Source organism: Planococcus sp. TJ-301 (genome assembly GCF_058268475.1).
The window spans coordinates 478,483-500,224 of sequence record NZ_JBZDOH010000001.1 but is presented as its reverse complement, the minus strand read 5'-3'; the positions used below and the strand labels follow the sequence as shown (position 1 = coordinate 500,224).

Below are 21,742 nucleotides of genomic sequence, written 5' to 3'. Positions count from 1 at the left end.
AAATCTTCTGAAAAGGCTTATAATAGAGTCTTTTCTCCTCTTCTATCATAACGAAAACAAAAGCATAAGTAAATTACATTAAAATTATGGAATGTGATAAGTTTTTTGAATCACTCTTTTGGATATCATTTGATTTTTTCGATGGCTTTTTCCAATTGCTTCAAATGCCGTTTTTCATGCAGGCCGATAAACGGGAACCATTGCACAAGCGGCACCTTGCCGAACACCGGGTGCTTCATTGACTTGCTTTCAAGCACGTCTTCTGTCGTGCCGTCGTAAATGCTGTCTAGCAGCAAACGTGACGTCGCGAGGCGCGACCTCATGTCTTCAAGCGGGATGAATTGACCACTCGGCGCAAGAGGCGCCGGCGCATCCACTTTCACCATGCGGCTGACAGTTAACTGGATCGGCTTTTTGATAACCTTCTCGCTGCGCTCGGAAGCCAGTTCCCGGGATATGTTTTTGGCGATATACGCTTCCATCAAGTTCAAGTGTTCGAGAATTTCCATCGGCGACCATTCGCCTTCTGCCGGTTTCTTGTTGAGCTGTTCGTCGGACAGGCCGTCGACAGCATCCAACACTTTTCTTCTAATCTTTTCGTTGTCTTTTTGGTACATGGGTCCACTCCTTCCATCTGCTCAAATACTCCTCACTATTGGCATACCCTATTATTCTATATAATAAAAAGCTTTCCTGCATTTTTCTTAAGTACCGTATCTATTTGAATAAATGATTTTCATATTTAGATACTCCGCAAAACCGCTGGGCTTGCCGCGGGCGGGCGCCAAGCCTCCTCAGCCCGCTTTCGCGTGCTTCCGGGGTCTCGGCTGTCTCGTCGCTTCGCTGCCCCGCAGGCAAGAATTATCCGAAGCTTGCGAGGGTAATTCTTTGCGACGAAGCGCACAGCGCTGCAGGAGCAGTACGGTTTTCTCAGCAGTTTTGCTTCGTATCTACAAAATTGCTCTCTTATTTTTATGAACTTATCCGGCGATGCAACGGTTTTTCATGTCCCGAAGCTTGCGAAGCGTTGCAGGGACAGAAACAATCGTCTACGCTCTGCCAAAAGCGTCCGGAGCGTTTTTCAAAAGGTTTCTTGTTTAGTTCAACTTATATTCCTTAAATTTTTAAATTGCCGTGACTTGGATTGGCCAGAACCCTGACGCATAGCGCTTCTACAAGGGAAAGCACGTTCTATTCTTTTGAAACAATGGTATAATTAAGGGAATAAATATGAGAAGAGGTGTTGCTTTATGCCTTATGGATACGAGAAATACCGCTTGAAAAATGGCATCAGCCCGAATACAGTAATTCATGAGGTTCAGTTGATTCGTGCGCTGTTCGCCTATCTCCGGAAAACCTATAAAAAAACGGTGGAGCCGCATGAAATTCGGCCTTCTGACATCCAGAAATTCCTGCAAGAGCAGCACGAGACCGGCATCAAGGACAGTACATTGAACCGCAAACTGATCCATATCCGGCAATGGTTTGATTATATGTGGCAGATTGGGAAAATTCCGGTTGATTTTATGCCAAAGTTCAAATTGGCGCAAAAGCTTGATTTGACGCCAGCTGACATCCACATCAATTACGAGGATTTGTTAAAAAAGAAAGATGCAGTAGTGGAATCCGATCAACTCTCGCTGAATGCGAAAATCCTGTTCCTTCTATATATGCGCGGTTTGCGGCTACGGGATATGGCCGCCATTGAAGTCGATGATTTTGCCGATCACGGCGACACTTTGGCGCTGACGTTCGAAAAGAAAGACGGCTACGCGTGCCAGCTGAAATTTGCCGACAAGGAAGTCCCGGTGTTGCGGGATGCGATGGAGCGCGCTGTTTTCCGGAACACACCATATTTGCTGTCATCGAAAACGAAAGAAGGCTATTCGATGTTCAAGATGGGTTCGCTTTCGGATTATACGGAAGCGTTGACCGATTTTGTCGGCACTCCGATCCGTTCCGGCGACATCCGCTTCGCTTACGTGCATTACCTGTATGCAGTAGAGCACAAAAACCTGGAGGAAATCCAAGAGATTCTCGGCGTTTCGATCGATTCCGCTTCCCGTATGCTGAAAGAATCGCTGACTCGGCTAAAAAGGGATTGAGCAGCATAAAAAATAGCCTGCCCCGTTAACGGGACAGGCTAATCGAATTAACGTCTACATGAAAAATTCAAAGTCGATTACAAAATTAAACAGGATTAATGTGTGAATGACAACGAACCAGAGGCCTTGGCGGTTCAATTTTTCTACGTTTTCATATTGCATAGCTGTCATCTCCTTTTTGTGATTATACAAACTTTTCTGACAAATATCAATAAAATAATTTGCAATCACTATAAGAAATTCGGATATGGTAATGCAAGGCAGCAGCATGGTTGTTACTAAGGATTAACATCATGGCTATAGAGCTACTATACGAGGAGGTTGAACATGAAAAAAGCATTATTGGTTGTGGATTATACAGTGGATTTTGTCGCAGACGACGGCGCATTGACGGTCGGCAAACCGGGACAGGAAATCGAAGATAAGATTTGCGGATTGGTCGAAGAGTTTATTGCAGAAGGTCATTTTACGGTATTCCCAGTGGATCTGCATGAACGGGAAGATGAATTGCACCCTGAAACCAAACTCTTCCCTCCTCATAACATCCGCGGTACGGCCGGCAGAAATCTGTACGGGCGGCTAGCCGATGTCTACGAAAAACACCAAGACAGCATCATTTGGATGGACAAAACGCGCTACAGCGCGTTTGCCGGAACGAATTTGGAGCTGATGCTGTCAGAGCGCAGCATCCAAGAATTGCACATTGTCGGCGTCTGCACGGACATTTGCGTCCTTCACACTGCGGCCGACGCTTATAATAAAGGCTTTAGCATTGTCATCCACGAAGAAGGGGTTGCAAGCTTCGATCCGGAAGGCCATTCATGGGCGCTGCGCCATTTTAAAAACACGCTCGGAGCTGAGCTGAAATAATTTTTTTCGAAAGTATGTTTCAAATGTCCCAATTCAGGTTATATCTAGAGTGTAGCAATTATTCATAACTAAAAGGAGCTGGAACAAATGGGATTTCTTCTTTACTTGATCATGGGTGGTATTATCGGTTGGCTAGCAGGTATGATTCTAGGCAAAGACATTCCGGGCGGAATTATTGGTAACATCATCGCCGGTATCATCGGAGCATGGCTAGGCGGCATGTTATTAGGACAATGGGGTCCAGAAATCTGGGGAGTTTACATCGTCCCTGCATTAATCGGCGCCTTGATTCTAGTATTCGTACTGAGCTTGATCTTGGGTTCAATGCGCAAAGGCCGCAGAAGAGCATAAGTTAATATTTATTAAAAGGAAACCCCGTCAGCCATATGGCTGACGGGGTTTCCTTTTTTCTATGCGACTATTTATTCAGCCGCAAATTCCTTTTCGTACTTATGGTAATAATGCAGCACATCATCTACGTATTCATCGCTATGGTTGTATTGGAAAATCGCGCGTTCCAACTCCCCTTTTGCCGCTCCGTTTTTCGACAGGTAATTCGCAGCGCTATACAATGCGTCTGTCAAATTGTAAGGATCCGCAACGCCGTCTTTATTGCCATCGACGCCATAGCCGCCATATTCCGCGATGACTGCCGGATCGGTTTTAGCTTCTTCTGGAATCTCTCCTTTGCCAAGACCCGAACAAGACGGATAGGTCCACCCAACGAATGTGCACGGCATGAATTGCAGATGTCCTTCTGCACCTACCGGCGACAGGAGCGGGTCCATTGTTGAAAACTTCGTTTCTATGCGGTGATGTGCAGCCAGAAGCGTCCATGGCACGCCATAAGCATCCGCAGCTTCCTGGTAGAGCGGGATGTTTTCTTCGGGCAACTCGATTTCAAATAAGTTTTCTGGCGTCTCTTTTATATTGTGCTTAATCGCATCCGGAATGATCGTGTAAAAAACCATGATCAATATTGAAGCCATTACGACCGTTGCAGGAAGGAGCATGACCATCACCCAAAGCTTGAGCCGTCTGCCACGTTTAGCTTTCGTTTTCTTTTTCATCATTTCCACACCTAATCGAGTTATTTCCCCCATTTTACCACATAGACTGGTGTAGAGAGGTTAACGGCGTAAAACTGTTTAATATTTGAAAATATTTTTAAATATATAAGCAAAAAAAAAAGCAGCTACAGGAATCTCTGTAGCTGCTTGTTTTTAATAACTGCGGTACAAGAGTGAGAACTGCCATCTAGGCTCCTTTCATTTTTCTAGCCCAAATAAACGCAGTCTTTAAATTGAGTTCTATGAAGACTGCGTTTTCATTATAAAGGGCTCATTTTGCACCTTTTGACGATAATCGATTCCAATCTGCACGGACCGCTTTAACGATTTCATCAGAAAAAAGCTCTAGAAAGTCGGCTCCCCATTCAGCCTTCGCTTGTCGTGGATCGCCTAATATTCCGATTTCAGTAAGTCCGACTATCCCATTTTCGAACAACTTTTCTAACGCATCATCTGTCATGGGGCCGATATATCCGGGCGTTGCTTTGGCCATGTCCACTAGTTCAGGCGCAATGTGGAGCATGACAGATGTTTCCATGGCGCCCCCGTGTCCCGTGCTTCCTTCAACCAGTCCATATTTCTTCTCAAACTGCGCCATGAGATCCAATAATTGCCGTAATGTTAAAGCGCTGCTAAAACGAATATCCGGATAGAGTTCTAGCAAGTTCTTAACAATCTTCTCGTTTTCACTGAAATTCCCTCCATGAGAAGAGAAAATAATTACCTTTTTAAAGCCGTGTTTTTTATAACTCGTTACATAATCTTCAAGGATCCCACGGTAGACTTCCGGACGAAGCGTTAAACTTCCGGCCATAGGCATGTGATGATCGGACAGGCCCGGGCGAATTACCGGTGCTACAACTGCAGCCCCTAGTTTTTCAGCAGCAAGGATTGCCACTGCTTGCCCAATGAGGGTGTCCGTCAATTCCGGCAAATGGTAGCCATGCTGTTCAACGGATGCTGTACAGATGATGACTGTATCCACTCCAGATTCAATTTTTTCTTTAATCGTTGCCCAGTCCATGTGTTCAAGCAAGTAGTCTTGGTTTTTCAGTCTGATCTCCTCCAAGTTTTTAATTTTTACAGCTCCTTTACACTCCCTCTAGTTCTTCGCTCCTTATCTTAGATAATCCTTTTAACAGACCGCAAAAAGAAGCGTTCCTTTGAGAGAAAATTCTTGATCATCCTGCAAAATGACGCTTATCTCCAACCAGGCCTCCATTGCCTTTTTTCTACCCCAATGGATTTTCTCCATACACTTCCCATAACAGCGGAAACTTAACCTTAAGCCCTTCTTCGTCGTTTTCATCCCAGTCAAATACCATCTCTGGTTCTTCATAATCATCGCCGGATAGCTTCCAATACAAATCCAGATATTCCTCTTGGTCCAGATCCGTCTTTTCTTCAAACGCCAGGCTGGCCGTGTAAAGGAAATCTTCAAATTCAAAAATGTCGCTGCCCCACTCTTTCAAATGTGCAATGACGCTTTCCGGATTGCGGATCGCTGCTTCATACGGCTCTTTTCCTAGAAACAAAAGCCAGGCCCGGAAATAATCAAAAGCATCATCCGAACAGCCGCCCATGATGATATACGCCGCTGCCCACAAGTCGGAGGTATACGAGCGATAGTAATTCTGGTTGCAATGAAAATCAAAGCGAATAATGTCGTTCACTGGTTTTTTGGAAAGCTTGGCAACAAGCCATTCCAACTGCTCTTCACAGTCCTCCCCTTTTCTATGTGCCAAAGCCAGGAGCTCCCAAAACTCTTCTTCTGACATGCCGGTAGTTTTAACGCCTTCTTCTTCTCCATCGATTTCCCGGTAGCCTTTTTTAAACTTCGACTCGATCAGTTTGTTCGCTTCTTTCCAACAAAGGTCTTCAGAAGCGAATTCTCTGGTGTTTACCGACCCCATTGTTCCGATTCTCCCATAGGAAACGATAAACATATTGCCTTGCACTTTGATTTTCCAAAATTTATTGGAAAAGGCGGTTTTACAAACCAGCGATTTATCCACCAAAACACCCCAACTTCTTTTTTACCTGCTAATAAATTCAATTTTACTCTATTTCACATGGATAAAGCAGGTCGTAATTCTCTGCTGTTTCCATCCCAAACTTCACAACTCTATTCTCTCGGTATTCCACAAACCTTAATCCGAAAATTTTAAGTTTCTTGGACCTAGCTTATTGCCATATAGATGGCCCACCATCCATTTTGACCATTTTCCGGTTTTGGTTAAAGAGTTTCGGCATCCGTAATAAGTCAAAGGACTCAAAAATGAATATTACATGTACAGACCTGCATAGGTATGCTAATGTGAGAAAAATCAAACTAATCCTAAGGATTAAAGGAGTGTATCAATTTGAACCCATTATTCAGCCGCTTAGATGAACTTTACGAAGAAATTGTTGAAATCAGACGCCACCTTCACCAAAACCCGGAACTGTCTTTTCAAGAAGAAAAAACTGCAAGGTATATTGCGGACTTTCATGAAAAATTAGGGCACGAAGTCCGGACGAATGTCGGCGGACATGGTGTATTGGCTTATTTAAAAGGAGACAAACCCGGCCCTACTGTAGCGTTGCGTGCTGATTTTGATGCGTTGCCGATTCAAGAACAAGCCGATGTTCCCTTTAAATCGGTTAATGATGGCGTCATGCATGCCTGCGGACACGATGGCCATACGGCGACATTATTGGGGTTAGCCAAAGCGCTGAACGGCATGAAATCGGATATCGAAGGAACGGTATTATTCCTGCATCAGCATGCGGAAGAATTGCCGCCGGGCGGCGCGATCGCAATGATCGAGGATGGTTGTTTAGATGGTGTTGATGTGATATTCGGGACTCATTTGCAAGCCCAGATGCCGCTCGGCGAAATCGGCTATCGCTCGGGCCCTTTGCAAGCAGCTCCTGACCGATTCGACATTAAAATCATCGGAAAAGGTGGACACGGTGCATATCCCCACGAGACAAAAGACAGCATTGTCATCGGCGGACAATTGATCGGCAATCTGCAGCAAATTGTCAGCCGGCGGGTCGATCCGCTGGAATCAGCGGTCGTCTCTGTTTGCAATTTCGAAGCGAAAAATCCCTATAACGTTATTGCCGATAGCGCGTCCATGACTGGAACTGTCCGTACGTTCAAGGAGGACATCCGCACTTTCATTGAAAAAGAAATTGAACGGATTGTAAAAGGCACCTGCTACGCAGCTGGTGCGGATTACGAATATACTTATGCGCGCGGTTATCCGACCACTGTAAACCACACAGAGGAAACGGAATTTGTCGCAGCGCTCGCCCAGGAAGTGCCGGGTGTTGAAGTTGTCAACGAAACGCCGCCAGTTATGGGAGGAGAGGATTTCTCCTATTACCTGCAAAACGTAAAAGGAACGTTTTTCTTCACAGGAGCCAAAAATCCGGATGCGCAGGAAACGTTCCCCCACCATCACCCGAAATTCGATATCGATGAACGCGCTTTGCTGATTGCTGCAAAGGTGCTGGGATCAGCTACATTAAATTACCAGGAAAATGAAGCCGCTAAGGTGGAGCAAGCAGCACAATAAACACGCAATTAGCAACTTAAGGGAGAGATGAAAATTGGCTCAGGAATCGTTGAAATTATGGAAAGACTGGCGCTTGCACTTGGTTGTGCTCGCCATTGTCATTGTTGCAGAATCGATAGGCACACATTCGATACCACTTGGGCCTGGCGCAATTTTATTACTGCCAATGCTCTATGCAGTTATCATCGGACTGGCACTGTACTTCACGCCGCTTGTCAACGACAAACAATCAATCAACGCGGAACCGCTGGTATTTTTATCGGTTGCCGTGCTAATTGCAAAATTCGGCGTTCAGGCCGGTCCTGCCATCCCGCAAATTATTGAAGCGGGCCCTGCCCTTTTGCTTCAGGAATTCGGGAATCTCGGAACAATCTTTTTAGCCCTTCCTTTAGCCGTCTTCTTGGGGTTGAAACGGGAAAGCATCGGCATGACGCATTCTATCGGCCGGGAAGCGAATCTGGCGTTGATCACCGACAAATACGGCTTATCTTCTCCTGAAGGCCGCGGCGTCATGGCGATGTACATTTTTGGTACAGTTTTCGGATCGATTTTCATCGGGCTGATTTCAGGTTTTCTGGCTACGGTTACGCCCATCCATCCCCTTTCCTTTGCGATGGCAACAGGCGTAGGGAGCGGCAGTATGGCCGCGGCATCCCTTGGTCCACTAATCGCTGCATATCCTGACATGAGTGCAGAGTTGACCGCCTTTTCCGGCGTCAGCAACCTCATCTCTTCCGTTTCAGGCTTGTATATGAGCATTTTCGTCGGCTTGCCGTTAACTGTGAAAATGTATGAGATTTTATCCAAAAAAAGAGATTTGAAAGCTGCAGGAGGTGACGAAGATGTTAAAAAACCTTAAAGAGTGGGTCATCGTATTTATCATTATCGGCGCCATCATGCTGATAGGCAACTGGATCGGCTACGACATCATGCCGCTTGACGCGTTGCCAGGATTAGCTGTTTTAATTGGCATCAGTTTAGCCGGCTTGGTTATTCACCGGCTCTTGCCTTTTCAAATGCCAAGCATCGCCTATATCGGAATTCTCGGGTTAATTTTGACACTTCCCAACATGCCCGGTTCTGAACAGATTGTCGCTTGGACGGCTGAAGTCAGCCTTCTTGCTATCGCTACTCCGATTTTGGCATATGCCGGTGTGTCGATTGGGCGTTCGTGGTTCGATTTTGTGCAATTGGGCTGGCGGACAATCGTCATCGGCATGTTCGTACTGCTCGGCACTTTCTTAGGATCCGCTTTGATTGCAGAAGTGGTTTTGCGCATGCAGGGCATTATTTGATGAAATGAACCAACGCATTTTGCGCTGGGACCAATTAAAACAAGCCGGGTCCCTCAGGTGTTTATCTGAAGGAACCGGCTTGTTTTACTATTGTCGTTTGACTAAAGGTTCCAACTGAATAAAAAATCAGCTTAATTACGTCAGTGAATTTATTTCCACCGTATTTGTACATACGGCATCCACCAATCCCAAACCAAGGAGTGATTGAATGTACAAAAAATCCATCACATTCGTGTTTATCTTATTTTGCATATCCCCTTTTCTCCTAATGGCTTGCTCCAATGAAGAATCCGACGGCTCCGAATCTACTGCTGCTCAAGACACGCTCATTTTTGCCCGCGGCGGAGACTCGGTGTCTTTGGATCCGTCAGAAGTGACCGATGGCGAATCTGAAAACGTCGCGCAAAGCATTTTGGAAACGCTGACCACGTTTGCAGAAGGCGAAACAACGGTAGAGCCGATGCTTGCGACTGAATGGAACGAATCGGAAGACGGCCTCACGTATACGTTTACATTGCGTGAAGGCGTGAAGTTCCATGACGGGACCGATTTTAATGCGGACGCTGTCGTCTTCAATTTCGAACGATGGATGAACGGCAACGCAGATAACTTCCCCATGTACGGCAGTGTATTCGGCGGCTACAAAGCGGACGGCACGCATAACATCGCTTCTGTCAGTGCAGTGGATGAGTCAACCGTTGAAATCAAGCTGAACGGTCCGCAGCCAACGCTTTTGAAAGACTTAGCGCATACTCCCCTCGCTATCTCGAGTCCGGAAGCGATTGAAAAGTCCGGTGAAGAATACAAAAGCAATCCGGTCGGTACCGGGCCGTTCATCTTCAAGGAATGGATACGCAATGACCGCATCGTCCTTGAGAAAAACAACGAATACTGGTTGGATGGCTACCCGAAACTCGAACAAGTTATTTTCCGGACCATCCCGGACAATTCTGCACGCCTCAATGCACTGTTAAGCGGCGAAGTGGATTTGATTGCCGGTTTGGATTCAGAGAATCATGCACAGATTGAAGAAAATCCGGAATTGGTCCTATTCTCGAGGCCGCCCCTTAACCTCGGATACCTGGGGATGACGTTGACACACGAACCTTTTGATGACCCTCTCGTCCGCCAGGCGCTCAGCCACGCAGTCAACAAAGACGCGATGATCAAGGCGTTCTTCGGTGAAGGGGCAATTGCCGCCAAAAACCCGATTCCCCCGGCTGTCGAAGGTTATAACGATGCAATTGAACCGTATCCATACGACCCGGAAAAAGCCAAAGAGCTTCTCGCTGAAGCCGGATTGCCAGACGGCTTCGAAATGGAACTTTACGCAATGCCGGTATCACGCCCCTATATGCCTGATGGCGCAAAAGTCGCTGAATACCTGCAGTCAAACTTTGCGGAGATCGGTGTCAAAGCCGAAATCGTAACATTTGAATGGGCAACTTATATCGAAAAAGCGCTGAACGGCGAAGCTGACGCATTCCTGCTCGGCTGGACGGGCATGAACGGCGATGCCGATAACTTCCTTTACACGCTTTGGCACGGTGACAATATCGGTTCAACCAACTCAACGCAGTATAATAATCCGGAACTGAACAAGCTTCTGGACCAAGCGAGAACGACGACAGATCAAGAAGAGCGCAATAAAATATATGAACAAGCGCAAGTGATCATGCACGAAGACCCGCCTGTCATTCCGCTCGTCCACACGTCGCCAACTCTTGCCGGCAAACAAAACATCATCGGATTTGATCCGCACCCGACTGGCCGAGTAATCACGACGAAAATCGAATTTGAATAATAAAGGAACTCAAAAAAGATGGCTCACCAATTCAGAAATGAATTCGAGCCATCCTTTTTTGTTTTTACTGCCCTTCAATAAAATAGGATTAGTGTCCCAAATGCAATGAAAGTTGAATTGGTCAGAAGCAGAACATACAATTAGCAATAGATGAGAAAAAGATGGTGGTTGGGTATGAACTGGAATGTTAATGATTTTCCGCAGTCTAAAGAAACACATCATGAGTGCTGTTGGCATTTAAATTTACTGTTAATGTAACACCGATACATTGAATACCTATAATGAAATGAGGTAGCATGACCATGGAATCCATGTCAATGACTGTAAAAAAGGAATCAATAAAATCATTCCAATCAACTATTAACAAATTCGAAAAAGCCTTGTCTCAGATGACTGAGAAAGGCATTAATACGACGCTATTACAGAAGCGTCTTCAAGCCCATTATGTCGGCTTGGCTGTACTCGAAAACGCTTGGCACCAAAAACCACATTCATACAATACTGGAGAAATGGCAGAAGCCCACATTGTTTTTGACGGCTTAATTCCATCACTAGAGAATGCATACCGTAAATCAAAGGCAGGCAGTCCGCAAAGAACGCTTTTAGCAAGAAGGATTCGAGCTCTGGAATTGGCTATACACGTGATTGAAAAAAATTAGCTGAGTAGAAGCGATTTAGGAGCTGCTGCGATTTGCATCAAGTTTATTGTTAAGAAAATACGAAAAAAAGGACCTCATTCAAGGTCCCTTTCATCAACAAATCGCAGCTGTAATCATGTCAATTTCTCCATTTTCCCCATCGACAGAATCAACACCACGCTCGCAATTTTCTTTATTTTCCCACTCAACGATATAGTTATTGCGTTTAAGTTCTATTGAAAGAATTTCGACTTTGCCAATGTGTCCGGAGCGGAGTTCGATAACACTGGACTTCGCCTGATCTTCCGAGACAGTTAATTCTGCATTATTGCAGCCACTTACAATGAAGATCAGTGAAACAAATATAGCCGAAACTAATTTCTTCATTTTTTTCCTTCTTATCCTAATTTCCGAAACAGCTAGTCCTGACAATACTAATAGCCCTTTATTAATTCTTCCATCCCAATTTCAATCCCACACTTCTTCAAACGCTCATTTCTCTTCTCATAAAGCATCTCAACCATCGGAAACTTCTCGCTTCCCAGGGCGTGGTGAATCTTTTTATGGCACATTGCGCAAAGCGAGACAATATTCGCTTCTACATCTAAACTTTTCTCGAATTGGGACTGGAACTCCAAAGGAATAAGATGATGCGCTTCTACATAATTTTCACCTGTTACGGATGAAACAAAAAACTCATGCGCAGTATCCCATTCGCATTGATATTCAGCCTGTACAATGGCTCGTTTCGCAGTCAATGGAGCTCTTGCCCATTGCATTTTTTTGAATGCATTGCTTCCTTTTTCAATCAACTCTTTCGGTCTATCTGTAACATCTGCCTTCGTGATTGTTATTTCTTCGATGGCTTTTTGATAATCTTCATCATTCTTAAACTTCACAAATCTGACTTGCCGCTTTGCTAATAACTGCTTCAGCGCAGGATATTGGACAGCGTCTAAAATCTGGTGCGATTGGTTGAAGCTTTTCATTCCGTCCCATATTTTCTGAACATCTTTTAAATCCAGCGGATCAAAAGTGAAAATAGACGATTTCGAAAATTTATAATAACCATTGTACCCGAATTCATTCACTTCATCATAACTTACTGTTTTTTTAAGCTGCGCAGAAGCAATCAAACGGCCTTGGAACTGAAATAAAACCAATGTCCCTTTTGGTGCGGTCATTTTTTTCTTAAACTGATATTTATTGCCCGGCAAATAAAACTTGAACCAATCCTGGACTTCCTCAATGCTTTTTCCAGTGAATGCAAGATCATTTTTTGACATGGGCAATAACCGTATATCCGTCACCTCTTGTGGAGCAAGATCTACTTGTTCTTGGTATTTATTCGCCATTTTCCCGGTCTCCTTTAAGCTGCTATTTGATTGTATTTAAAAAATTTGTTAATTCAGAATACCACATTTAAATTTTTTAAAAGGAATTTTCTTCAATATTTTTCGTAATTCCTCAGCACGAATCCCAACATTTTAATCGCTAATTTCATATGCTTTGCCAATCCCCATTTGCTTATAAACTTTCCTTTTCGCCTTTTTTAATTCCTTTTGCAACTCTTCCAGCTTGCGCTCGATTTTATCGGTCTTCGTTTTATACGCTTCCATGACCGTTTGTTGTTCTTCAAACGGCAAATCTGGTATTTCCAACGCCTCGACATCTTTTCTGCTCAATGTCGGCACCGTGGTGCCGGACAATTTGCTGGCCAATACAAACTGCGCAACCGGGCTTTCCAAATACGTCTTCAAAAATTCAGGATACAGCTCGCTGCCACAGCGGATGCCGATGAAGTTTTGTGACAACAGCAAATCCTCTTCTTCTTCCAAAATAAGAGCCGTTTTTAGCGCATGGCCCCGTATCGACAAAATAACGTCCCCTTTAAACAGGCGATATTTCTCCACTTTCGCGTTATTGTCGATGCCGTATCGGGAGATGTGATCCATAACCAGTTTGCCGTCCTGCACGTCTGATATTTTGACAATCTGGAACTGCCCTTGTTCGCTTTCCTTGTTCTTGGATACGACATTAAAGCCACTGAAGAATGATGCTTTTTCATGAAGCGGCACGGTCTTCTTGAAATTTAATTTGTCCTGGTAGACTTTCACATGGCCGTGTCCCGCGACATAAATCTCACTCGCCATCATATAGCGGCTCGGCAATAAATTTCCGTCCTTTATGTCATTAATCGACACCCATTTGCTGAAATCTTCGGTTTCCGTGCCTAGCCGTACCGTCTCCGCAATCTCTTCAATCGATTCCTCCGACAGCTCCTTTCTCTGGCGAAGCTCATCGGTGAATCCATCCGCGGCATTAACGAATAAAATCTTGCCTTTTCGATCTGCGCTTTTTTCTTTATTGAAAAACAGGATATTAACCGGCAGCACCGTCTTTTCGTAGAGCCTTGCAGGAAGCGACACCACAGCTTCGATGACATCGGAAGCAATGATGTTCTTCCGAATCACCGCATCCGCACCGCCTCTGTACAAGGTCCCGTCGATGGTTGTGAAAACGCCTTTGCCCCCTTCATCGAGCGAAGCCAACGCATGGGAGATAAACGCCATATCCGCACTGCGCTTAGACGGCACACCGTAGACAAAACGCTGGAAGGGATCATTCGTGATGATTTCGTTGTGTTGCAGCGCGGTGCCGAACGGGGCATCCATGTAAACAAAGTCGAATTGCTGCACGTGCTTGCCTTCCGTAAAGGTGGGTGACGTTAACACATTGCCAAGCCTGAGGTCCGCATCCTCGATTCCATTGATAAAAAAGCGAATCTTTGATAAAGCGAGCGCTTTCGGAGAGATCTCCTGCCCATAAATCTTCAATGAACCCGCTTGCTTTTTCGCTCTGATCAAGCCGCTGCCAAGCCCTGCAACTCCGTCGTATAAACTGCCGGTTTCCGGATTCAGTATCGACAACGCAATCTTATTAATGGTCTCAGGAGAAGTATGCTGTTCTGATCCGCTGCGCCCACGGTACTGACTTAATTTTCGCTGCGCTTCATCGAGCCATTCGCCGTAATCCGTGATTTCTTTGTCAATGTCGTAAAAGGCGTAAACGAACCTTGTCAGCTCGGCAGCTTCGATCAGGTCCAAAACATCCAGCACCAAAGAAACTCCACGTAAAGCCGGTATTTCTTTGTCGATCTTTTTCAACGCGCTTTTTAAATGGGATTTTGTCTTGCCGGTTTCTTTTAAGACGTCAACTAGATACACTCCAGTTGCCGCATCGTCCTGCTCGCTTAAATAACTCAGCAAGCAGCAAATCGCCAGCAATTCGATCACTTCTTCTGGACTCAAGGAGCCTTTCATCTGTTCTACTAAATTCCTTAATAATTTATCGTCAGCCATCGGAGCCCCTCATTTCAACTGTAGTATTAAAATACTAAGTTATCGATTTCAAAAAATTATTGCATCTCTTGTTTAAAAGATACACCAACTATTGATATAATTTAATACTTTTAATTCAGTATTTTAATACTTACTATATCACAGTTCTATTTGACCGATTTATCTCACGTACCACTTTATTCAATTCATTGGATTCCTGGAAGATTCTACTCAGCAAATGGAAAGTCCCATAACACGCTTCGATATCCAACTCTTCATCTGACGTGTGCTCGTGCATATACCCCACCGACAAATTGACACTTTGGATACCGTGTGATGCCCAGATCCGCGTATCGCTGCTGCCGCCTGCTGTGCACATCCAGCCTTCCAGGCCTGAGCGTTTTGCCACACCCTCCACGAATTCGCCGAACGCCCCATCACAGAAAGCCAGATAGCTACCGCACGAAGTGACGATATCATTAATTCCCCGACGATCAACGACAAACGCTGCGTTTACATCCCACAGGAAATATTCCGCGACATTTCTGGCACCGATCAACCCAGTTTCCTCTTCGACGGTGAAGATGAATTTCACTGTGCCGCTAAATCCGGATGTGGGGAGCTGTTTAGCCAGTTCCAGCAACACCGCCACGCCGGCGCGGTCATCCGCACCAAGAATGCCTCTGCTGCTCGTCCAGATGTTGTCGTTTTTCACAATCTGCCGGCCTTCATCAAAGCCATAGACGGTATCTAGATGGGCGTTTAACAAAATGACCGGTCCTCTGCCTTGCCCGTAAACTTTTTGTGCGAGAATGTTGCCTTTGCTGTCGACAGCAGCGTGGTCAACAAGCCCATTGAGCTGCTCCAGCACATGATCGCGGATAGAATCTTCATGGCCGCTCTCGCCGTCAAACAGCAAACACGTCTCAAGTTCCTTGAAAAACAACTGCTTATTGATTTCTTCGATACTTTCATTAAGAATTTCAGGCGTGAGGCGGCTTAATTCTTCAGCCATATCGAGCAGTCGAGGACGCTCTATGCCGAGCGTGATTGTTTCGTTGTGCATCTGCCGAATTTTCACGCGCAAGACCTTCATGACCTTTTTCACTTTTTCCATATCGACGTCTTCCTCAAACCCGATACGCGCACTGCTTCTGTCATGGCCGTCACAGCAATAAACCGTTGACAAGCTTAGGCGGTTCAGCTGGCGGATTAAGCCAGCCATATACGTATCCAAGTCTTTAAGCGCCGGAACAACGGATTGAAGCATTTCTGTACAACCTCTGAATTTAAAGTCAACTGCTTTCAGCCAATCCGATTCCGAAGCAGCCGTTCCATAGATTTTCAGCACTCCATCTGCAAAAGCATAATCCACAAAAAGTTCCTCCAAGGTTTCCATGAGGAAATTGATGTTCTCCTTACTTTCCAGTCGGCAATCAAATTCCTCTTCGTTGATCTCCTCCAATAAATAGCCTTGTCGAATAAATAGGCGATTCCAGTTTTTCATAATATCCTCTCCCTTTCTGTTATTACCTTAATTATAGAGTTGAAGCTGTGACACGATTGTCACAGCTCCAGAGGGGAAAGGGTTATTCAGTTTCATCATCGACTCGGTAGAAAATCACATAAGGAATCAGACCGTTAAAATAATAGGCTTGTTTTCCTGTAGATGTTTCAATGACATTCGGTATACCGCAAGCTTTTAAAGCTTCTCGAATTCTACGGACAGTTTGCCTGTAAGATGCCCATTGCACTTCTTCATCGAAATGCAGATCACCGAAGCATTCTTTTACATCATTGGTAGTAGCAGGGGCGCCGACCGAACTATCCGTCAATAAATGTTGTAGTAAGTCACTCAATCTCTTAGTTAAGGTGACCGCTTTGTCATTAAAATTGAGGCTTGTTTCGACATCTCCAAAGTACAGCACAATCGTATTCCGTGGATTATCCATCGCCATTTCATTGCAATACTGTTTCGAACAAGTCGTCCGGCCCAATGCCGTTTCCGCATAAAAAGCATGATTGCTTAAATAAGCATCGTTTTCAGCTATACTCCCAAACAGGCTGGAAAATTCATAGCCTGGCAATTGCTCAACTTGGTCTGCGGGAAACTTCGAAAGATTCTCTTGTGACTCTTTCGCCATGTGCAACGCGCTGTTTGTCAGATACAATTGCGCGTTCAGCTTTTGTCGATCCGTCAAAAGCATTTTTGTATGCGTATTGGAACGTTCGGAAGAAATGGCCATCTTAAAATACTTTGCGGAATTCATAAAATCGGCTCTTCTGTATGATAGAAACCCCAATCTATAAGCGGCAATTGGATTGCTCGGATCGTACCGCAATGCTTTTTCCAAATTCGGTATGGCCACCTGGTCAACCTTTTGGTCCGCCATTTTAAGATAGGTGCCGTAATGCACCAAGTTGAAAACGAGCCGTTCTGTTATGGTTTCCAGATAGCTCTGTTCCTCCGGATTTTTTCGAACCAACTGTTTCACTTTATGGTGCATCGCTGTGTACAGCTCGATTTTCTGCCGATACATTAAGGACTCTTTCAGCTCATTGCTTTGCAGATGTAGCTGTCTGTCCTGCTCTTCTAATTCGTCCAAGGTCATGTTGGTATAATACACGATTGATCACCCTTTTCCTTTTTTAACGATTCTTGTTACTGTTTATGCGCTTGTTATAATCGCCCCAGCACAGCGGTTACGAACTTTTGGATTACTCATAACCTTCAAGTCCTGTTATTCATAAAAATCGAGGTCACCTAAAAAAGTCCCACCCACAACTAAGCCGAGGAAAGCACCGCCAATACTTCCGACTTCGGAACCGATAAACCCACCAATGATGCCCGGTAACAGAATCCTGTTCATAGCCCCTCCACACCTTTATTGTTACTTTCGATACAAGCGTTGTTCTTCCCTCTTTGTGTTTGATACAAAGACGCGGTTTTTTAAAACATCACTTTCGAAATTTCATGTTTGAAGGAATCCAATATAATGAGAAAAGAAAAAACACCCTTTTCGAAGAAGTCCTGAAAATGCGGGAACACCTCACTATTCGGGTGCTTTCTTGTGCCAATTGTGATGAATCAGAGTGTTTTGGTAAGTCTAGCAAATCAATATAGATGTCTGTACCCTAAATAAAAAAGGCAGAGAATTTTAAAATTCTCTACCTGGCATTTCCACTATTAAATTATTGATTTTTTACAGGATGATAATAGACATGCTCTGGATAATCTGTGATGATTCCATCTACATTTAAATCAAATAGACGTAAAGCTTGTTCTTGTGATCTTGAAGTGTATGGGTAAATGTCCATCCCCGCTTCATGAACATCACTAACTAACTCATTCGTCACAATGTTCATCGTTGGATTGAAATAATCCGCATAAGCAGCAAATTGGGCTAATTGTTCTTCCGTTACATTTGCCCAACTTCCTCCTAATAGAACGCCATGAGCGAGATTCGGTAAAAGCTCTTTAGATGTTTTCATAGACTCGTGGTTAAAGGATTGTATGATGATTTTATTATTATTCGGTGTACTCATATTTCTTTTGTTCAGAGCATCAGCAATTTCCGCTTCCACTCCCGGATATAGTTCAGGTGCCTTTAATTCGATTAATATACCAACTTTCCCACGAAACTCATCTAATACTTCCTCAAAAGTAGGAACCTTCTCACCCGCATAAGCTTCACTAAACCAGCTGCCGGCATCTAACTGCCTAATTTCCAATAACGTTAAATCGCCCACTTTGCCGGTTCCGTTTGTTGTACGATCTACAGTAGTATCATGAATAACGACAAGCTCCCCATCTTTTGTCATCTGCACATCAATTTCAATATAGTCTGCTTTCATTTCAAACCCTTTTTGAAAGGCTTCCATCGTATTTTCAGGTGCATGTCCAGAAGCCCCGCGATGTGCGACGTTCACCATTTCTTGCTGTTCCTGTTTTGATATCGTCTTCGCTGCTTCTCCGTTTTCAGTAGCAAGTGCAGATCCAGTAAAGGATGTCAGCGCAAGGCTTGCAGCTAAAATTGTCATCATTCGTTTCAAAATAACCACTCCTTATGTATTTGATAACTCAAGTGTAAGCAATGAATATATTGTAGGTATTAATAGAGCGTTAATAAAATGTAAATTAACGGAAATATTTTGTTATAACTCTCTTAAATTTCCATTTGTCTTCTCTTTGTATTTTAGCCAAACAAATTTAACTAATTAAAGATTTCCAAGGAATCCGCTAAAAAAATCGATTCTAAACTTTTCACCTTGAAGACACTTTGCGAACATCAGATGCCAAGAAATCGCAGTGGCTATAACTCTAAAGTGACAAGGAATTTATTAGACAAACAAAAAAAGGACCCTGCTAGGCCCTTTTCATTTTAACTAGTAGTATTTTGTGTAGTTATTTCGTTGCTTCTACAAGAAGAAAATGATCGTTCAGTTTTTCTTCCATTTGGGCTTTGATTTCTGCAAATTGTTTATGGTGGCGGTTATTGGACGTTCTGGCATTTCTCGAGTTATAGCCGGTACCTCAAGCAGTTGCCCGCACATTCAAACGGTACATGCTGACAATAAAAATTGCGACGGTTACAAATGCCAGAACCGTTAGTAGAGGAGAATCATCGAAAAGCTGAAAAAACAGCAGGAGAAACGCAGACATCGAAAACAGCACCGCACAACAGGCTTTAACAAGCGGAAATTTATATCGGAAGCCGATTAAAGACGCAGCTCCTGTCGCTAATACGATTAGCCATAACGTGACTTCACTTGGTATAAACTCAAGTGCAATCAGCATATTGAGCCCCACGAAAACCACTGATGCCAAAACGCCATCCTGGTGTTTGCGATAATGCGGCATTAACAAAACAGCCATCATCAAGCTGCAGACAAACACCGCCCAATACTGCACAAAAAAGATTGAATCGAGTGTGAGCAATAGGAACGCAGTGACGATGACGAGCCCGCCGCCGCTAGTGCCCCAGCGCTTCCAGTTCTGTAAAAATAAACTGAACAAGGCAATCGTCAATAAACCGAAAAGCCATTCCGCTCCAAATGAGCGTTCACCAACATAAATCAGCAAACCGCCGCAAATCAACGTTGCAGCGTATAGTAAAATTTGTTTCATCTCTAAACCCTCTTCGTCTTACAAAATATGTATATATCTGATTCTACGCCTTTTCTGACCTGTTGTCGGTATGTTTTTCTATTATTTAAGTGGGTCTATTTTTTTGTCCGATGTGGTTATGAAACGCGGCACACGTGGTTCTATTAAATGGCTGTATGCAGACCCAGGAATAGACTTGCTCGTAATCTTCCATAAGGTACACCCCTTTGCCAACTTACTAGATCCTATATGCCTTCACTATCGCAGCAGCCTTTGCTTTTATCTCTGCATTTATTGAAGGATGCTTCGATGACACAACTTCTCTCAACGCATCTAATTCCCAACCGTTTTTAAAAATACTAATAGCTGAAGAAATTCGAATCATTTGCCCGGACAACTTAGTAGCTTTCGGGTTATTTTCAAGTAGTTTCTTAGCTAAAAGCATTTTATCGTCACCAGTTATCTTTTTATTGCTTAATGCCAATTCTTTATAATCCTCGAAATACTCTACAAAGTTTGCTTTTCCTATAGATTGCAATGCTCTATCTACTGTACTCAAATAAATCCTCCTCACGAATTCCTAAATGTTACCTCTAATTCTCCTTCAGCCGTCTCAAGCAAAAAAGAGGGTGCAAACCGATCATTTTTATAACTGACCGGTACGCAGATTCGTAATCTCATTCTCAGAATGTCTCCCTGGGCTATTCCAAAAATAAAATCATCTATGCTTCTAAACTTTAAAACTTTAACCGTAACTGGATTTTCAAATGTAGAGGCAACTGTCATAGGAGAAGATTTTGAACGGTATAAAACCAGTGTCACCAAATGGTTCTGACAAACGCGGTTAAATAATCTGTAGAGTATCATGTCGTCTGTAATCATTGCTGATGCTCCTCTCGATAATCGTACCCGTGCAATCTCAATTTTTTCACTGCCACTTCCCTATCGTAAAATCCTTCAAAATAAACTGCATCTACATTTTCAAAATACGATAAGGTATAAACAACCGTGCCGCTTTCAACAATTACATTGATAAAATAGCGGGGCTCGGCCGGACCGACATACCGCCAATTGTCCTGATCGTCCAGATCCCCCATATTCCAGAACTCGCTGCCATTGATGATTCTGTTATCGCCCATTGTTGAGGATGGCGGTTTAACTTGCTTTGAAGTCCACGAATTCAGAGATAGTAAAATTGCCTTTATCAACATGACCAACGCCCTTTCAGTTGATGTATTTCCAAAATGAAACTGTGTGCTTATTCATCCGTGCAATAACGCTACACCGATACTTTATCGTTAAGTAAAGATGTCATTTCCTCTATCCATTTAAACTGCTCTGTTGCTAGAGCCGGTTTGGGATGGCGTGGATATAATTTCACCGGATGGAAAAGGCCAACTGCGTATTGATAAGGTGCCAAAAATACTCCCTTTTCGAATAAACCATATTCTTTTGCTCGTCTCTTTGCATGATCTGATCCTCCCCAAGCAAAAATCAGCTGATCAGCATTGGCTAATAATTCGTTCCTCTCTATTGAGTTATCATCTTGGAAGATAGAATGAGGAATTCCTGCTAATTTAAACTTTCTCTCAATAGCTCTAAACTTAGTAAAGTCGCCTTCGCAAATATCGGACAAGTTGACGATGGTCAGCTCATTCCATTCCATGCACTCCATTAAGATCATCAATTGGCGCTGAGTAGCATCAGCCTTCGCAGGAAGCATTTCCATTCTTTCAGGCAGCGTATGGTCCAATTCTTTGGCTGGTTGGCAGCTTCCTGGATTAACCATAACGACCACTGCGTCGATTTTGCTCTGCATGCTTCCTACTCGTGAAATTCTCGCTTCACGGCGCATTAGAACTCTCTCTCCATTCACCTCGGCATGATAAAACTTTGCATTCACGGTAAACAACTCTTTTAAAATATTAGCAGGAATAAAAGCCATT

24 protein-coding genes are annotated in these 21,742 nt (G+C 44.0%); 8 read left to right on the top strand and 16 right to left on the bottom strand.

The annotated features are described in order from the left end of the window. Nucleotides 1-125: 125 nt before the first annotated feature. A complete protein-coding gene (locus AC4EHJ_RS02535) occupies nucleotides 126-617 on the bottom strand; it encodes a DinB family protein (RefSeq protein ID WP_490974018.1) in 492 nt (163 codons plus the stop codon). 633 nt (nucleotides 618-1,250) lie between these two features. On the opposite strand from AC4EHJ_RS02535, the gene AC4EHJ_RS02530 reads away from it, so the two are divergent. From AC4EHJ_RS02530 to AC4EHJ_RS02520, 3 genes are all read left to right on the top strand, one after another. Next, entirely contained in the window at nucleotides 1,251-2,105 is an 855-nt protein-coding gene (locus tag AC4EHJ_RS02530; RefSeq protein ID WP_490974017.1) for a site-specific integrase, read from the top strand. Nucleotides 2,106-2,432: 327 nt separating this feature from the next. Next, nucleotides 2,433-2,975, top strand: a complete 543-nt coding sequence (locus AC4EHJ_RS02525) for a cysteine hydrolase family protein (RefSeq protein WP_490974016.1) — start codon at nucleotides 2,433-2,435, stop codon at nucleotides 2,973-2,975. An 87-nt stretch (nucleotides 2,976-3,062) separates the two neighbouring features. Next, nucleotides 3,063-3,326: a GlsB/YeaQ/YmgE family stress response membrane protein gene (locus tag AC4EHJ_RS02520; RefSeq protein ID WP_490974015.1), complete on the top strand. Its 264-nt coding sequence runs from the start codon at nucleotides 3,063-3,065 to the stop codon at nucleotides 3,324-3,326. Nucleotides 3,327-3,397: 71 nt separating this feature from the next. Here the strand turns inward: AC4EHJ_RS02520 and AC4EHJ_RS02515 are convergent, their stop codons facing one another. The 3 genes from AC4EHJ_RS02515 to AC4EHJ_RS02505 all read right to left on the bottom strand — a co-directional run bounded on the left by AC4EHJ_RS02515 (nucleotide 3,398) and on the right by AC4EHJ_RS02505 (nucleotide 6,060). Further along, nucleotides 3,398-4,045 (bottom strand): lytic transglycosylase domain-containing protein, encoded by a 648-nt coding sequence (locus tag AC4EHJ_RS02515; protein ID WP_490974014.1) that lies wholly within the window; start codon nucleotides 4,043-4,045, stop codon nucleotides 3,398-3,400. A gap of 271 nt (nucleotides 4,046-4,316) precedes the next feature. After that, nucleotides 4,317-5,114 carry a creatininase family protein gene (locus AC4EHJ_RS02510; RefSeq protein ID WP_490974013.1) on the bottom strand — a complete coding sequence of 266 codons (798 nt, stop codon included), beginning with the start codon at nucleotides 5,112-5,114 and terminating at the stop codon, nucleotides 4,317-4,319. Between the two features lie 163 nt (nucleotides 5,115-5,277). Beyond that, nucleotides 5,278-6,060: a DUF4240 domain-containing protein gene (locus AC4EHJ_RS02505; protein WP_490974012.1), complete on the bottom strand. Its 783-nt coding sequence runs from the start codon at nucleotides 6,058-6,060 to the stop codon at nucleotides 5,278-5,280. A 348-nt stretch (nucleotides 6,061-6,408) separates the two neighbouring features. Between AC4EHJ_RS02505 and AC4EHJ_RS02500 the strand changes: the two genes are divergently transcribed. The 5 genes from AC4EHJ_RS02500 (at nucleotide 6,409) to AC4EHJ_RS02480 (ending at nucleotide 11,369) form a co-directional block, all read left to right on the top strand. After that, nucleotides 6,409-7,611 (top strand): M20 family metallopeptidase, encoded by a 1,203-nt coding sequence (locus AC4EHJ_RS02500; RefSeq protein WP_490974011.1) that lies wholly within the window; start codon nucleotides 6,409-6,411, stop codon nucleotides 7,609-7,611. Between the two features lie 34 nt (nucleotides 7,612-7,645). After that, nucleotides 7,646-8,470, top strand: coding sequence for a DUF3100 domain-containing protein (locus AC4EHJ_RS02495; RefSeq protein WP_490974010.1), 825 nt, complete (start codon nucleotides 7,646-7,648; stop codon nucleotides 8,468-8,470). Continuing rightward, complete coding sequence (locus tag AC4EHJ_RS02490) at nucleotides 8,454-8,906, top strand: hypothetical protein (protein WP_490974009.1); 453 nt, start codon at nucleotides 8,454-8,456, stop codon at nucleotides 8,904-8,906. Before AC4EHJ_RS02495 ends, AC4EHJ_RS02490 begins: the two co-directional genes overlap by 17 nt. Before the next feature lie 208 nt (nucleotides 8,907-9,114). Next, nucleotides 9,115-10,710, top strand: coding sequence for an ABC transporter substrate-binding protein (locus AC4EHJ_RS02485; RefSeq protein ID WP_490974008.1), 1,596 nt, complete (start codon nucleotides 9,115-9,117; stop codon nucleotides 10,708-10,710). 302 nt (nucleotides 10,711-11,012) lie between these two features. Next, nucleotides 11,013-11,369, top strand: a complete 357-nt coding sequence (locus tag AC4EHJ_RS02480) for a hypothetical protein (RefSeq protein ID WP_490974007.1) — start codon at nucleotides 11,013-11,015, stop codon at nucleotides 11,367-11,369. A 93-nt stretch (nucleotides 11,370-11,462) separates the two neighbouring features. Here the strand turns inward: AC4EHJ_RS02480 and AC4EHJ_RS02475 are convergent, their stop codons facing one another. The 12 genes from AC4EHJ_RS02475 to AC4EHJ_RS02420 all read right to left on the bottom strand — a co-directional run bounded on the left by AC4EHJ_RS02475 (nucleotide 11,463) and on the right by AC4EHJ_RS02420 (nucleotide 21,741). Next, on the bottom strand, nucleotides 11,463-11,735 hold the full coding sequence (locus tag AC4EHJ_RS02475) for a hypothetical protein (protein WP_490974006.1): 273 nt from the start codon (nucleotides 11,733-11,735) through the stop codon (nucleotides 11,463-11,465). A 47-nt stretch (nucleotides 11,736-11,782) separates the two neighbouring features. Beyond that, nucleotides 11,783-12,703 carry an HNH endonuclease gene (locus AC4EHJ_RS02470; protein WP_490974005.1) on the bottom strand — a complete coding sequence of 307 codons (921 nt, stop codon included), beginning with the start codon at nucleotides 12,701-12,703 and terminating at the stop codon, nucleotides 11,783-11,785. 132 nt (nucleotides 12,704-12,835) lie between these two features. Continuing rightward, the gene (locus tag AC4EHJ_RS02465; RefSeq protein WP_490974004.1) at nucleotides 12,836-14,710 is read right to left on the bottom strand and encodes an N-6 DNA methylase; all 1,875 of its coding nucleotides are present in this window, start codon (nucleotides 14,708-14,710) and stop codon (nucleotides 12,836-12,838) included. 133 nt (nucleotides 14,711-14,843) lie between these two features. After that, complete coding sequence (locus tag AC4EHJ_RS02460; protein WP_490974003.1) at nucleotides 14,844-16,196, bottom strand: M20/M25/M40 family metallo-hydrolase; 1,353 nt, start codon at nucleotides 16,194-16,196, stop codon at nucleotides 14,844-14,846. Nucleotides 16,197-16,278: 82 nt separating this feature from the next. After that, a complete protein-coding gene (locus tag AC4EHJ_RS02455; RefSeq protein ID WP_490974002.1) occupies nucleotides 16,279-17,316 on the bottom strand; it encodes a hypothetical protein in 1,038 nt (345 codons plus the stop codon). Nucleotides 17,317-17,430: 114 nt separating this feature from the next. Next, nucleotides 17,431-17,559, bottom strand: a complete 129-nt coding sequence (locus AC4EHJ_RS02450) for a hypothetical protein (protein WP_490974001.1) — start codon at nucleotides 17,557-17,559, stop codon at nucleotides 17,431-17,433. A 322-nt stretch (nucleotides 17,560-17,881) separates the two neighbouring features. Beyond that, on the bottom strand, nucleotides 17,882-18,742 hold the full coding sequence (locus AC4EHJ_RS02445; protein ID WP_490974000.1) for a glycerophosphodiester phosphodiesterase: 861 nt from the start codon (nucleotides 18,740-18,742) through the stop codon (nucleotides 17,882-17,884). Between the two features lie 481 nt (nucleotides 18,743-19,223). Then, nucleotides 19,224-19,817: a hypothetical protein gene (locus AC4EHJ_RS02440; RefSeq protein WP_490973999.1), complete on the bottom strand. Its 594-nt coding sequence runs from the start codon at nucleotides 19,815-19,817 to the stop codon at nucleotides 19,224-19,226. Between the two features lie 217 nt (nucleotides 19,818-20,034). Beyond that, nucleotides 20,035-20,355, bottom strand: coding sequence for a hypothetical protein (locus tag AC4EHJ_RS02435; RefSeq protein ID WP_490973998.1), 321 nt, complete (start codon nucleotides 20,353-20,355; stop codon nucleotides 20,035-20,037). An 11-nt stretch (nucleotides 20,356-20,366) separates the two neighbouring features. After that, entirely contained in the window at nucleotides 20,367-20,678 is a 312-nt protein-coding gene (locus tag AC4EHJ_RS02430) for a hypothetical protein (RefSeq protein WP_490973997.1), read from the bottom strand. Beyond that, the gene (locus AC4EHJ_RS02425; protein ID WP_490973996.1) at nucleotides 20,675-21,007 is read right to left on the bottom strand and encodes a hypothetical protein; all 333 of its coding nucleotides are present in this window, start codon (nucleotides 21,005-21,007) and stop codon (nucleotides 20,675-20,677) included. Before AC4EHJ_RS02425 ends, AC4EHJ_RS02430 begins: the two co-directional genes overlap by 4 nt. 68 nt (nucleotides 21,008-21,075) lie before the next feature. Continuing rightward, complete coding sequence (locus AC4EHJ_RS02420) at nucleotides 21,076-21,741, bottom strand: hypothetical protein (RefSeq protein WP_490973995.1); 666 nt, start codon at nucleotides 21,739-21,741, stop codon at nucleotides 21,076-21,078. Between the last annotated feature and the right edge of the window lies 1 nt (nucleotide 21,742).